Annotated in this window: 9 protein-coding genes, 1 tRNA gene and 1 rRNA gene; 4 read left to right on the plus strand and 7 right to left on the minus strand. The window is 38.3% G+C overall.

What is annotated here, in order from left to right; all coding sequences use genetic code 11:
* A partial coding sequence (locus ABXG98_RS18840) for a ligand-binding sensor domain-containing protein (RefSeq protein WP_353540258.1) occupies nt 1-3,008 on the plus strand: 3,008 nt, incomplete at its 5' end.
* 314 nt (nt 3,009-3,322) lie between these two features.
* Here ABXG98_RS18840 and lysS read toward each other — a convergent pair.
* From lysS to dsbC, 4 genes are all read right to left on the minus strand, one after another.
* Nucleotides 3,323-4,891 carry a lysine--tRNA ligase gene (gene lysS / locus ABXG98_RS18845; protein WP_353540259.1) on the minus strand — a complete coding sequence of 523 codons (1,569 nt, stop codon included), beginning with the start codon at nt 4,889-4,891 and terminating at the stop codon, nt 3,323-3,325.
* Between the two features lie 56 nt (nt 4,892-4,947).
* A protein-coding gene (prfB, locus tag ABXG98_RS18850; RefSeq protein WP_353540260.1) for a peptide chain release factor 2 occupies nt 4,948-6,046 on the minus strand; the annotation gives its coding sequence in 2 pieces (ribosomal slippage) (nt 4,948-5,970 and nt 5,972-6,046; 1,098 coding nt in all).
* A gap of 124 nt (nt 6,047-6,170) precedes the next feature.
* A complete protein-coding gene (gene recJ / locus ABXG98_RS18855; protein WP_353540261.1) occupies nt 6,171-7,922 on the minus strand; it encodes a single-stranded-DNA-specific exonuclease RecJ in 1,752 nt (583 codons plus the stop codon).
* Nucleotides 7,923-7,944: 22 nt separating this feature from the next.
* The gene (gene dsbC, locus ABXG98_RS18860) at nt 7,945-8,736 is read right to left on the minus strand and encodes a bifunctional protein-disulfide isomerase/oxidoreductase DsbC (RefSeq protein WP_353540262.1); all 792 of its coding nucleotides are present in this window, start codon (nt 8,734-8,736) and stop codon (nt 7,945-7,947) included.
* 181 nt (nt 8,737-8,917) lie between these two features.
* Between dsbC and fldB the strand changes: the two genes are divergently transcribed.
* The gene (gene fldB / locus ABXG98_RS18865) at nt 8,918-9,439 is read left to right on the plus strand and encodes a flavodoxin FldB (protein ID WP_353540263.1); all 522 of its coding nucleotides are present in this window, start codon (nt 8,918-8,920) and stop codon (nt 9,437-9,439) included.
* Between the two features lie 86 nt (nt 9,440-9,525).
* The gene (srmB, locus tag ABXG98_RS18870; protein ID WP_353540264.1) at nt 9,526-10,779 is read left to right on the plus strand and encodes an ATP-dependent RNA helicase SrmB; all 1,254 of its coding nucleotides are present in this window, start codon (nt 9,526-9,528) and stop codon (nt 10,777-10,779) included.
* A gap of 123 nt (nt 10,780-10,902) precedes the next feature.
* Here srmB and ABXG98_RS18875 read toward each other — a convergent pair whose 3' ends face one another.
* Nucleotides 10,903-12,132 (minus strand): DEAD/DEAH box helicase, encoded by a 1,230-nt coding sequence (locus ABXG98_RS18875; protein WP_353540265.1) that lies wholly within the window; start codon nt 12,130-12,132, stop codon nt 10,903-10,905.
* Nucleotides 12,133-12,263: 131 nt separating this feature from the next.
* On the opposite strand from ABXG98_RS18875, the gene ABXG98_RS18880 reads away from it, so the two are divergent.
* The gene (locus ABXG98_RS18880; protein WP_353540266.1) at nt 12,264-13,895 is read left to right on the plus strand and encodes a response regulator; all 1,632 of its coding nucleotides are present in this window, start codon (nt 12,264-12,266) and stop codon (nt 13,893-13,895) included.
* 18 nt (nt 13,896-13,913) lie between these two features.
* On the opposite strand, the gene ABXG98_RS18885 is transcribed toward ABXG98_RS18880, so the two are convergent.
* Nucleotides 13,914-13,998: transfer RNA gene (locus ABXG98_RS18885), tRNA-Tyr, on the minus strand.
* A gap of 139 nt (nt 13,999-14,137) precedes the next feature.
* A 5S ribosomal RNA gene (gene rrf, locus ABXG98_RS18890) occupies nt 14,138-14,252 on the minus strand.
* Nucleotides 14,253-14,381: the final 129 nt, after the last annotated feature.

Below are 14,381 nucleotides of genomic sequence, written 5' to 3' on the forward strand. Positions count from 1 at the left end.
TTCATTTCGAGGGGATGGGCACAAAACCCCATATACTGCTAAGTATTAAAGTTTTAATACTTTCTTCACTTATCACTTGCCATTCAGTTTATTCTGACGATATGAGTACAGTTGGTAATACTCTCCCTCTGTCTGATTATTTCACCCAAACTTGGAATACCCATGATGGCCTTCCCCACAATGGCATTAATGCCATATCGCAGAGCCGTGATGGGTATTTATGGATTGGTACTTGGGAAGGGTTAGCACGATTTAATGGTCGCGAATTTAAAGTTTTTTCACGTGGTTCAAAAGTAGGTTTACCCGACGCTGTCATTAAAAGCTTAACGGCAACTACTGATGGTAAACTATTAGTTGCCGGAGCACGAGGGGGATTATCTGAACGGCTAGATAACCAATGGTCTCCACAACCATCCGCGTCGACTATGATTAATCATGCCATTTATGACACCAAAGGTGACCTTTGGTTAGCATTAGAAGGTAAAGGTCTTATTTATCGAAACCGTGATAGTCAACAAAACACCTTAATTATTAATAACCTTCGTGCCTATAAAATAGTAGAAGATAACAATCAAACCATTTGGGTTGCTACTAATAAAGGTTTATATTCAGTCAAAAATAAAACGTTGGTGCGTCATATTGACCAAACATTAGGCTTACCTACCACAATGTCTCATACGGTATTATTCACTAAAGAAAAGACATTAATTGTAGGCACTCAACAAGGGGCTTATCAATTGATAAATGGCTTTTTCTATCCTTTGCACCCTCAGCTTAGCAATAAGAGCATTACCAGTTTATTACAAGATAGCAATAACAATATATGGATAGGTACTAATGGTCACGGAATTTTTAGACTTACAGGGAACCAATTAGAGCACCTAGATGATAGCAGCGGTCTACCAAATAATAACATCACCTCGCTATACCAAGATAACGAATTAAGTATTTGGGTGGGTACATCAAGCGGTTTATTTCGTTTGAGGGAAGCACCTTTTATCACCTTAACGACAAAACAAGGTTTAGCTGGAAATTATATTCGTAGCGTATTATCTCACTCTAATGGCAGTTTATGGATAGGCAGCAGTAAAGGGTTAAATGTACTGTCAAAAAATAACATTAGCCCGATCACAAATGGTGCAAGTAACGCAAAAGTATCTGTGTTGAGCTTAGCTGAAACCCCTGAAAATCAGGTGCTAGTGGGTACCTATGCTCAAGGACTATTCATTGTTCAAAACAATCAATTACGAGCATCTATGACAACCAAAGATGGGCTACCAAGTAATGAAATTCGTAGTATATTAGTTGATTCAAATGACAATTTGTGGCTTGGCACTGCCTCAGGGTTAGTAAAAAAATCACCCGGTGGTACGTTAACACTCTTCAATCAACAAAACGGTTTGCCTGCTAATTTTATTATGACACTCGCTGAAGACAGCATTGGTACAATATGGATAGGAACAGGCAACGGTATTGCCTCATATCATAAAGGAACACTGCAAACCTATCGTCTTAATGAGCAATTTGATGCTGAATATGCCTTCGGCTTTCATGTTGAGTCTAATTCACTCTGGATGGCAACCGATAGAGGATTAATTCACCTTGATCTAGACACCAATAATATGAATGCGGTAACCAAAGAAAATGGTTTGCCCGTAGACAAAATTTTTCAAATTGTTGTCGATAATAATAATACCTTTTGGTTAACAAGCAACCAGGGCGTAATCAGCATTACCAGAAACCAAATTAGTAATGTTATTGAAGGTAAAGCCACGCGAGTTAACTACAAACTATTTGCCGAAGGTGTTGGTTTGTTGAGTTCTCAAGCTAATGGTGGTTCAACGCCTGCCGCGACACTCCATCAAGACGGAAGTGTATGGATTGCAACCGCAAAAGGTGTTAGCCATATCAATCATCAAAGATTGCAACGTACAGCTGAAACAAAAATTCCTGTGGTAATTGAACAATTGAATGTTGACGGTCAGCTTTACCCCATCACTGGCCAAGTTGAACTCCCGCAAGGCTCTTCTAGGATTACTCTTCAATATGCTGGCTTAGGGTATCTTATGGCAGAGCATATTGAATATCAGACGCAATTAGTGGGTTTTGATAAACAATGGCAAAATAATAATAACCAAGGTTACACCGAATTTACTAATTTAGAGCCTGGTAGCTATACTTTTCAAATGAGGGCAAAGTACCCTAACGGCCAATGGCAAGCAGATATCGCCGAAGTTAGCTTTACTATTCTGCCATTTTACTGGCAGACCACATTGTTCAAAGTTTTTATCATGGCGGTTTTGTCTATCGTACTTTATAGTATTTATCACTATCGAATGCTAGCGATAGAAAGAATTCAAAAACAATTAAAAAAGCAGGTTCATCAACAAACCATAAAATTACAGAAACAAACCGAGTTATTTGCTTATCAGGCGAATCATGATCAATTAACTGGTTTATTTAATCGTAGAGCATTTGACTCATGGTGTAATAAAGACTTTAAGCAGGCTAAATCAAGTAAACAAGCGATCACCATTGCCATCCTAGATATTGACCATTTTAAAAGCGTCAATGATAAGTACTCCCATATTGTTGGCGATATGATAATTAAGGATGTTGCAACTATTTTACAAAAACTGGTGCAAGAGTGTTCATATCAAGCCAAGTTAGCTCGTTGGGGAGGAGAAGAGTTCACCTTACTACTTTACTGTGATCAAACAAAAGCTTATGACTTTTGTGAGCTGTTAAGAACAACGGTAAAAAATCATATTTTTGCAGAAGTAAACGATAATTTAAATATTACGGTGAGTATTGGTTTAACTGATAATAGCAAGGTAGAGGGCTATGACAAAATGATTAGCTATGCCGATCAGGCACTCTATTTTGCCAAGCATCACGGTAGAAACCAAGTAAAAATATATCAAAGCAACGATGGGGATTCTAACAAAATAGTAGACAAGCGCATCAATCAAGTTATTAGAACAAAGCCAAGATTAAACGATGATTAACCCATAATGGTATCAGCGCTGACCCAATTATACCCGTTCCACTTGAAGATGCTCGTTTCAGGAAGTCTGAGCGATTCATAACCAAGGCGCATTTTTTTATTAAGGGTTGTTCCCTTAAAAAGAAATGTAACGATGGATATGATTTGCTCAGCCTTCCCCGAGGGCTGGTTTAGAAACGCTTTATGCTGCGTTATTGATTTTGAGAAGGGAATAACCATTATCTACAATCAATGCCTTGCCTAAAGACGTTTCTAACTCCAGCTGAATCCTGCATCTTCAAGTGGAGCGGGTATATGAGTTAAAGCCTGTTATGATTAATCTACTTCAGGACGCATATGGGGGAATAAAATAACATCTTTAATGGTTGGTGAGTCACTAAATAACATAACTAACCGATCAATGCCGATCCCCTCGCCCGCTGTAGGAGGTAAACCATGCTCTAATGCACGAATATAGTCGTCATCAAAATGCATGGCTTCATCATCACCAGCATCTTTTTCTTCAACCTGCTTTTTAAATCGTGCGGCTTGATCTTCTGCATCATTTAACTCAGAAAAGCCATTCGCCAATTCACGACCACCAACAAAAAACTCAAATCGATCCGTTATAAATGGGTTAACATCATTACGACGAGCTAAAGGAGATACTTCCCAAGGGTATTCTGTAATAAAGGTAGGTTGATCTAATAAATGCTCTGCGACTTCTTCAAATATTTCACAAATATACTTACCAGGCCCCCAAACTTTCGCAGCATCACCTTCTTTCACCCCAACAGCTTTCGCCATTGCTTTAATAGCATCGAAATTATTTTCAGGATCGCGAAGCGCTGCTTCATTAATTTGATGTCTTTCTTCGCTGTATTTGATAATGGCATCAACCATAGATAAACGTTGGAAAGGTTTACCAAAATCATAAAAAGTTTCTTCGACCACGTCACCATCGGCATTTTTAACCGTATTTCTAACCATAGGCGAACCTAAGACATCTTCAGCTACCGTGCGTAACATATCTTCAGTCAAGTTCATTAAATCGTTATAATCAGCATACGCTTGATAAAACTCGATCATGGTGAACTCTGGATTATGACGTGTTGATAAACCTTCGTTACGAAAGTTTCGGTTGATTTCAAAAACACGTTCAAAACCACCAACAACCAAACGCTTTAAATAAAGCTCAGGTGCAATACGTAAATACATATCGATATCAAGAGCATTATGGTAAGTCATAAATGGTTTTGCTGTAGCACCGCCGGGAATAACTTGCAGCATAGGTGTTTCAACTTCCATGAAATCGCGTGAGACCAAAAACTTACGAATGCCATCAACAATTTTTGAACGCATTTTAAAGGTATTACGTGTCTCTTCATTCATGATCAAGTCAACATAACGCTGACGATATTTCATCTCTTGATCAGATAGGCCATGGAATTTTTCAGGCAATGGGCGTAATGACTTGGTTAATAAAGAATATTGTTCCATATTGACATAAAGATCGCCTTTACCTGATTTATGCAAAATGCCTTTTACGCCAATAATGTCACCGATATCTAAGGACCCCCAGCGAGCTCTAATGTCTTTTTGCACGGTTTTTTCAGCATAAGCTTGAATACGCCCAGACATATCTTGAACAACTAAAAAAGGGCCACGCTTGGCCATAACACGCCCAGCAATGGCATAAGTTACTTGTAATTCTTCAAGTTCTTCTTTAGATTTTTCTCCATGTTCTGCTTGAATATCAGCGGCTAAATGCTCACGGTTAAAATCGTTTGGAAAACCATTGGCATTACAGTTAGAACGAATTTTCTCTAACTTTGTTCTGCGCTCAGCAATGAGTTTATTTTCATCTTGGGATGGAGCTTGGCTATTTTTTGCATTGTCAGTCATTATATTTCTCATTACCTATATGTAAATTAATCTTCAATATGTTACAAACCAGAATATTACAAACCAGATTTTAAGCTGGCTTCGATAAACTTGTCTAAATCACCATCTAACACGGCTTGAGTATTTCGATTCTCTACCCCTGTTCTCAAATCTTTAATACGGCTGTCGTCTAACACGTAAGAACGAATTTGACTGCCCCAGCCAATATCCGACTTTCCGTCTTCTAATTCTTGCTTCCCTTCGTTTTGCTTTTGCATTTCCATTTCATATAACTTGGCTTTTAGCAGTTTCATCGCGGTTGCACGGTTTTTATGTTGAGAGCGATCCGCTTGGCAAGCAACCACAGCGCCAGTTGGTATATGCGTTAACCGAATCGCTGAATCCGTCTTATTAACATGCTGGCCACCAGCTCCTGATGCGCGGAACGTATCAACGCGCAAATCAGCAGGGTTTATATCAATTTCAATATTGTCATCTATTTCTGGATAAATAAATGCTGATGCAAACGAGGTATGACGACGGCCGCTTGAATCAAATGGCGATTTTCTAACGAGCCTATGAACACCCGTTTCAGTACGTAGCCAGCCATAAGCATACTCACCAGTATATTTAATAGTACAACCTTTTATTCCAGCGACATCGCCACCAGTGACTTCAATGGCTTCAGTTTTAAAACCATGTGCTTCACCCCAACGTAAATACATGCGCATCAGCATTTCAGCCCAGTCTTGCGCTTCAGTACCACCTGAGCCAGACTGAATATCAAGGTAACAATTATTCGCGTCTTGTTCGCCACTAAACATCCGACGAAATTCAAGTTTTTCTAATACCGCATCTAACGCATCCACTTCGTTTTGAGCATCGTCAAAAGTCTCTTGATCGTTTTCTTCAACCGCTAATTCAACTAAACCTTCAATATCATCACAGCCGGTTTCTAACTCAACAATGGTATTAACCACTTCTTCAAGATTACTGCGTTCTTTACCTAACGCTTGCGCGCGCTCAGGTTCATTCCATACATCAGGTAATTCTAATTCTCGAGACACTTCAACTAAGCGTTCAGCTTTAACGTCGTAGTCAAAGATACCCCCGAAGTAAATCAGCGCGTTCGCGAATTTCTTTTAATTTATTTATTATTGGGTTAATTTCAAACATAAGCCTTGGAACACAATCCTTTAAATATAGGTTTTCTACAAGATCTTTTTAAAGAATGTTATTCGTTTTGATAATTAAAAAAATAGGCGCGCATTGTAGCGTAAAAAGGCAGGTAAATAAATGACTAAGCAACAGTGATATGTTCAATCATTAATTGCACGGTACGTTTTCCACGAAACTCATTAATATCTAACCTATATGCCAAGTGCACTCGCTTCACTTCCATATTTGGCCAGGCTTTAACATCGATATTAAAAGCGATACCATCAAATACCTCACCCTGTTTTTCCAACACGACTTTAAGGTGTTTTTCGCCAACGATACGCTGTTGTACTAATTTAAAAGTGTCATCAAATAATGGCTCGGGGAAGTTTTGTCCCCAAGGGCCAGCTGCCCTGAGTTGCTCGGCAAAGGCTAAGGTTAGATGGTTAATACCTAATTCACCATCCGATAATATAATACTTTCCAAATCTTCAGGTTTCAGCCATTTTCCAGCGAGCTCATTAAAAACGGATTGAAATTTATTAAAATCTTGCTGATTTATCGATAAGCCAGCAGCCATTGCATGACCACCAAATTTAATAATCAAATTAGGGTGCTGACTATCAATATGCTCTAATAAGTCACGGATATGTAACCCATTAATAGAACGAGCTGAGCCTTTAATTTCCATATCGTCATTATCTTCGCTACTTTTAGCAAATACTATACAGGGACGGTGGTATTTTTCTTTTATGCGGCCAGCAACAATACCAATAACACCTTGATGCCAATCTTGTTGATAAAGCGCTACAGCATTGGGTAAATGTGTATTATCAAAATTTAGTGATTTAAGAACGCGCTCAGCTTCTAATTGCATACCCTGTTCTATTTCACGGCGAGCCTTATTTAAATCATCCAGATCTCGAGCCATAACCCTAGCACTCGATAAATCAGGGGCGAGTAAGCAATTGATGCCAAACGACATGTCATCTAGTCGCCCTGCAGCGTTTATTCTTGGCCCTAAAGCAAAACCGAAATCAGATGCAACTAAACGCTGCTGATTTTTATTTGCCACTTCAATCAGGGCTTGAATACCTGGACGGGTTTTTCCAGCTCTAATTCGCTTTAACCCTTGCTCGACCAAAATACGGTTATTTGCATCAAGGGATACCACATCAGCAACAGTACCTAAAGCAACTAAATCAAGGAGTTGTGCAATATTAGGTTCAGGAATTTCACGCGTAATAAAAAAGTCATGAGTACGAAGATAAGTGCGAAGTGCTAACATCAAATAAAATGCAACACCAACGCCAGCCAGTGATTTACTTTCAAATGGGCAACCCGCTTGATTTGGGTTAACGATAGCATCCGCCAATGGTATTTCATGACCCGGTAAATGATGATCTGTAATAATAACTTGCAACCCCAGCGCTTTTGCTCGGTTTACCCCGGCAACACAACTAATGCCATTATCAACAGTGACCAACATTTGTGCGCCCTGACGTGCCGCAATATCAACGATTTCGGGCGTTAAACCATACCCATATTCAAAACGGTTTGGAACCAAAAATGAGTGATTTTTACTGCCCATTAACGATAAGGCCACCATCATTAACGCGGTACTTGTTGCACCGTCAGCATCAAAATCACCGATAATAACAATACGTTTATTGTCGTTTAGAGCTTGGTGCAATAGTGTACAAGCTTTATCTAAACCTTTTAATTCATGACTTTTTCCACCAGTAGCGCTTATTCCTTGTAAATTAGCGACCTTCAATTGTAATTGATTTGCCGATGCGACCCCTCTACAGGCATAAATTTGCTTGATAGTTGGAGATAACTCATTCGGTAAATGTTCATCAGGCACAGGGTGGCGTCGAATTATTTTTTTCATACTGGCTTAATTATTCACCCAATTATAAATTTTTCAATAGTTGCTCTAACTGTTCGGGTGGTTGATACCCTGGTACCATCATACCATTAGATAAAACTAAAGCGGGCGTACCGTTTACGCCGACCTGACGACCAAAATTGAACTCGCGTTTAATCGGCTTATTACAAACGCGGTAAGCAACAGCACGGCTGTTTTTAGCATCAGTCATTGCGGCTTTAGGGTCATCAGCACACCATACTGAGCGTAAATCTTTAAAACCTTGAGTATAATTTCCAGATTGATCTTTTACACCTGCGCGTGGATAAGCCAAATAACGAAAGGTAATACCTCTATTATTATAATCATACATTTGTTGATGCATTTTACGACAATAACCACAGGTAATATCAGTGAACGCCGTAACGACATATTTTTCATCTTTTGCTTTAAATTCAATCATATCATTTTTAAAGACTTCCATGCCCTCCAAGCGTATTTTCGATAAACTTTGTTCCGCAAGATCTTTTACCTCAGCTTCTAAACTATACATTTTTCCTTGAATAAAATAATCGCCATTATAGCTTGAATAAAATAATCCTTGAGTAGTAATTAGTGTTGCTATACCCGGTACTGGGCTAGCTTCAACTTTTGTTACCGTTAACCCCAATTTTGCTTTAATTTTGTCTTTTAACAGCGTTGCATTTAATTGTTCTTGTCCTACAGCATCTTTATGTGACGACTTGGTGCTTTCAGCAATAGCCGCTTCATTCATTGAGAAAAAAACCCCTGTCGCACTTAGAGCAATGGCGCCTACAACAATTATTTTTTTAAACATACTAAATTCCTAATTTCTTTTCTCTTAAGCAAAATATAATTATACGTACTGGTACGCGGTGATAATACCAGCGAAACTACAGAGGATATGATAACTTTGCAACAATAAATTGAATTGTACTAAATGCTTTTGCTAAAATCGCCTCAATTCTATAAATCCTTTCATCTTGGAACAAACTAACATGCAAATAGGCTTATTTTATGGTTCAAGTACTTGCTATACAGAAATTGCAGCTGAAAAAATTCGTGACACCATAGGAGCCGAATTAGTTGAATTACATAATATTAAAGATATTCCTTTAGTAAATTGCCTAGATTTTGATTTTATTATTTTTGGGATCTCGACTTGGGACTATGGAGAACTACAAGAAGACTGGGAGTCTATTTGGCTAGACATCAATAAACTTGATCTAAATAATAAAGTTGTGGCTTTGTATGGCATGGGTGATCAAATTGGTTATACCGACTGGTTTCAAGATGCCCTAGGTATGCTGCACGAGCAAGTTATCGCACAAGGCGCAACAATAGTTGGTTATTGGTCTAATCACGGTTATGAGTTTGCCTCCTCTAAAGCCCTCACCCCAGATAAAAATCACTTTGTTGGTTTATCACTTGATGAGGATAACCAATATGATCTAAGTGAAACTCGGATAAATAGTTGGTGTGAGCAAATTCTTGAAGAGTACGTAGCACTAGATAGTTAACTCACACTTCTTTTAGTTACTTACTCAGATAAAACCACTATAATATTGCTATACAGTTATCAATCCTAAGATTAGTGAAAAAACATATGTTTGAGCAATTTGATCTCGACTCAGAATTATTAGCCTGCGTAAAAGAATTAGGTTATAAAAAACCAACTTCTATTCAAGAGTTGGTGATACCAAAAGCAATGACCGGCAAAGACATACTTGCTTCTGCACCAACTGGCACAGGAAAAACAGCCGCATTTTTATTACCTATTGCCCAACATCTACTTGATTATCCTAGAACTAAACCAGGCTTTCCACGGGTATTAATTCTAACGCCAACAAGAGAGTTAGCGATACAAATAGGCCAGGATAGTGAAAATATGACTAAATTGGCTAAGATTAAAACCGGTGTGATTACCGGTGGTATTAATTATGGCAGCCATGACGACATTTTAAATAGCACCACAGATATTCTGGTTGCCACACCCGGTCGATTATTAGAATACATTGAGAACGAACAGTTTGACGCCCGTGAAGTCGAGATTTTAATACTTGATGAAGCTGATCGCATGTTGGATATGGGATTTCGTGAAACAATTAACCGTATTGTAGGTGAAGCTCGTTGGCGTAAACAAACTATGCTTTTTTCTGCAACGTTAGAAGGTGCAGGCGTTATTCGCTTTGCTAAAGAAGTATTAACTGAGCCTGAGTTTTTAACATCAAACCCTTCTCGTAAAGAAAAAGCAAAAATACACCAGTGGCTTCATATTGCTGATGATAGCCAACATAAAGTGAATCTATTACTCAACATTTTGAAACAGCAAGAGGTAGAGCGCGCCGTAGTGTTTGCCAACAAACGAGAAACTGTACAATATTTGTCAGGTAAATTATATGCTGAAGAATTACCCTGTGTATGGCTTGAAGGAAAAATGCTGCAAGATAAACGCAATAAAGCCATTGAACGCTTTAAACGTGGCGAAATTAAAGTACTTGTTGCTACAGATGTTGCATCCCGCGGTTTAGATATTGATGACATTAGTCATGTAATTAATTTTGATTTACCACGTAAGGTCGACATTTACATTCACAGGATAGGCCGTACCGGGCGCGCAGGCGCTAAAGGAACAGCTATATCACTCGTTGAAGCCCACGACATGCCAGTTGTTGCCAAAATTGAGCGTTATCAAAACGAACGTCTACCCAGGCGCATTATCGAAGAGCTGAGACCAAAACATAAAGAAGCGCGTGTAACAAGCAGAAAAGCAAAAGTTAAATTGACAACCGCTCAAAAAAAGGCAAAAGCTAAAAAGCAAACAAAAAAGAAATTAAAAAGGGTCAACGCTAAGTCTTAAAAAAAATTAAGGATTTAACTTGATTTCACGCACTTAAAAATACTCAACCACGGTTTTCAGTGGTTGTTTATACCGCACCGTTTATTTAGATTGCAAGTTAGGTAATGCAAAATCAGAGCAAACTCACCTTCGCTTGCGTCGATTTTTGCTATTACTTTTTTGTAACGCTTGATTTCTCATCTTTTTCTTAGATGTGTTTTTTTTAACAGTCTCTATTTTTGTTAAGTCTGGTTCGTACCCGGGCAGCCATTGTTGTAATAAGCGTTTCTCAATAACCTTTTCAACGGCTGTTAGTAACCATTCTTCACTTGGAGCCATTAAAGAAAGCGCTAAACCTTGTTTACCCGCACGCCCAGTTCTGCCTATGCGATGTACATAATCTTCTGCAACATAAGGAAGTTCGTAATTAACAACATAAGCCAAATCGACAATATCAATACCTCTTGCCGCCACATCAGTAGCAACCAGAGCGCGAGTTTTTCCTGATTTGAAATCAGCAAGCACTTGCTCTCGTTTACCCTGTGACTTATCACCATGAAAAGACTGCGCCTTGATGCCATCTTTACCTAGCTCTTTTGCCAAGTCGTCCGCCGTTAGTTTAGTACGGGTAAAAATCAAAACCTGCTGCCAGTTTTTAGAGCCAATCAAATAGGAGAGCAACTCCCGTTTTCGATCTGCATCTACACAATAAACCAACTGCTGAACACCTGTTGCCACCTCGTTTTTATCATCAATAGTGACAATTTTAGGAGAGTGCAATAACGTTTTACTTAACTTATAAATAGAATCATCAAACGTTGCAGAAAAAAGCAGTGTCTGCCTGTATTCTGGTACGTGTGCCATAACACGAGTAATTTCGTCTTTAAAGCCTAAATCAAGCATTCTATCGGCTTCGTCAAAGACCAAAAAAGACAAACTATCTAAGCTTAAAGGGCTATTAGCTAATAAGTCTAGCAATCGACCTGGTGTTGCAATAACAACATCAACCCCTTTAGATATCATCGCAATCTGAGGCTTAATACTTACCCCTCCAAAGGCTGCGCATATAGCAATACCAGTATCTTGGGCAAAGAGATTAAAGTTCTGATAAATCTGCTGCACCAACTCTCTTGTTGGCGCTAACACTAAAGCACGCGCCTTGTGTTCACAAAACCGAGCGCTAATGAGTTTATTTAATATCGGCAGAGCAAAAGCAGCTGTTTTCCCTGTACCTGTTTGTGCCCTAGCCATCACATCAACACCCGACTGTATTAGTGGAATTGCTTGCTGTTGAATAGGTGTAGCATCACAATAGTGTAATTGTTTTAAATTTATTTGTAATATAGTGTTAAGTGACAGACTGGAGAATTTCATATTAATTTAAGTAACCAAAAAATATCGGCAGTTTAGCACTTTTTATGATTCGCGTATCAATAAAATAAAGTAGACAACGCCGATGAATTCGGTTAAAAGCAATATAGGAAACATTCCAAATAGGGAGAGTCATGTCTAACATAGATTATTCAAATAAACATTTTCTGGTGATAGATAACATCAAGGCCTCTCACGATGTATTAAAGAAATTCGCAATGTCTTTAACCAGTAAACGCGTTGATTCAACCCACTACGCGCAAGATGCAATACCTCTATGCTTAGAAAAACAGTACGACGTGGTTTTTTTAGGATACGACTTAGGCGAGAAGCAAAAAAATGGTCAACAAATACTTGAGGAACTCCGATTAAGCCAAGTTATATCATTGCATTGCGTTGTCATAATAATTACTGCTGAAATTTCTCAGGCAATGGTTCTTGCAGCATTAGAACATAAACCAGATAGTTACTTATGCAAACCTTACACTGTTAAAGAACTCGGCAAACGCCTGAACAATTGTATTAGAAAAAAAGAAACTATGGCATTTATCTACAGGGCGCTGGAAGAGGATGACCGTGACTTAGCCATTGAGTTAGTGGATTTAGCATTAGAAAAAAGCACACCATATCGCATGGAATGCTTAGGGATAAAAGCAAGACAATTATTCGAATTACAAAGATATGACGAAGCAAAAGCCATCTATAATGCTCACAAAAGTGATATAAACTGCACTTGGGCGAATATTGGTTTGGGTAAAATCGCATTGCAAGAAAACAAGATTACAAACGCTGAAGCAATATTTAAAGAAGTTATACGGCAAAAACCATTATATTTACCAGGCTATGATTGGCTGGCAAACACTTATGAAAACACACAAAACCTATTTTTTGCAGAAGACATCCTTGAACAGGCACTAAAGATATCTCCTCGTTCAGTATTGCGTTTAAAAAAATATGCTGGATTATGTTTTGACAATAAGCATTATGAAAAAGCGACTAAAGCATATGATAAAGTGTATCAAATTGCACACAACTCAATACATCATTGCCCTGAAAATGCATTACTCTATGCTAATTCACTTGCACATTTCTCTACCGAGCTTCCTGTAGTACAAGCTAAAAAAATGCATAATAAAGCGTTTGGTATGCTCTCACAAGTTAACAAGAGCTTTAACCAACCTAATATAAAAATTCAGTCATATCTATTATCAGCATGTTTGTTTGAAAATGTTCAAGAGTACAACATCGCTAAAGGTAAACTAGATCAGGGTCTAACATTATTAGAATTAGAGCAACATAACATTGATACAGCTAGTCTTAAAAATATCGCAAACTCACTCATCAAATTAGATAGACAAAGTAAAGCATCACAGATATTAGTATCAGTAGATGAACGACAACAAAACATCACCACATCAACAACTAATATTGGTGATATCTCCCCCAAAAAATTAAATAACAATTATACGGCAAAAGCTCAAAAGGCGCTTAATACATCAAAAGAGCTGTATGATTTAAAAAAATACAACGAAGCCATCAACGCATTAAAAGAGGCGCTAATACTGTACCCCAACCATATCGGTATTAAACTTAACCTATTGCACATTTTACTAGAAAGCTATGAAGAAAGTGACGTACGGCAAAGCGAATTGATGTTGGCGAAAAAATTAATATTAGAATTAATAAGTAAAGATAAAGATGAAGATGAAAAATTAAGATTTAAGAAAATTAAAAGAAAATACCAACAACTTGCTAGTTTCAATTAAAAATAGAGAAGAAAGAAATGGTGGAGGGAGGTGGATTCGAACCACCGAAGGCTGAGCCGTCAGATTTACAGTCTGATCCCTTTGGCCACTCGGGAACCCCTCCACGGGGTATTGATATCAATATAATTGATAAGAATTAAGAATCTAGCAATGTCGCGCTTCGCTCTCAAATGGGCTTTTTTCGTAACATAAGTCACACTACCATCGGCGCTACTGCGTTTCACTATTAGATTATAATAGAAACCTAGCAATGTCCTACTCTCACATGGGAACTCCCACACTACCATCGGCGCTACTGCGTTTCACTTCTGAGTTCGGAATGGAATCAGGTGGGACCACAGCGCTATTGTCGCTAGATAAAAACTTTAATTTCTTAGTTTGCTTTATAAAACAAGCTAAAAAACTAGAGCTTTAGCAAAAAGCCCGCAACAACGTTGCGGGCTTTTCTAAATAGAAGTTTAGCAATGTCCTACTCTCACATGGGAC

It is taken from the genome of Colwellia sp. KU-HH00111 (assembly GCF_040362745.1).
Lineage (GTDB): Bacteria > Pseudomonadota > Gammaproteobacteria > Enterobacterales > Alteromonadaceae > Colwellia.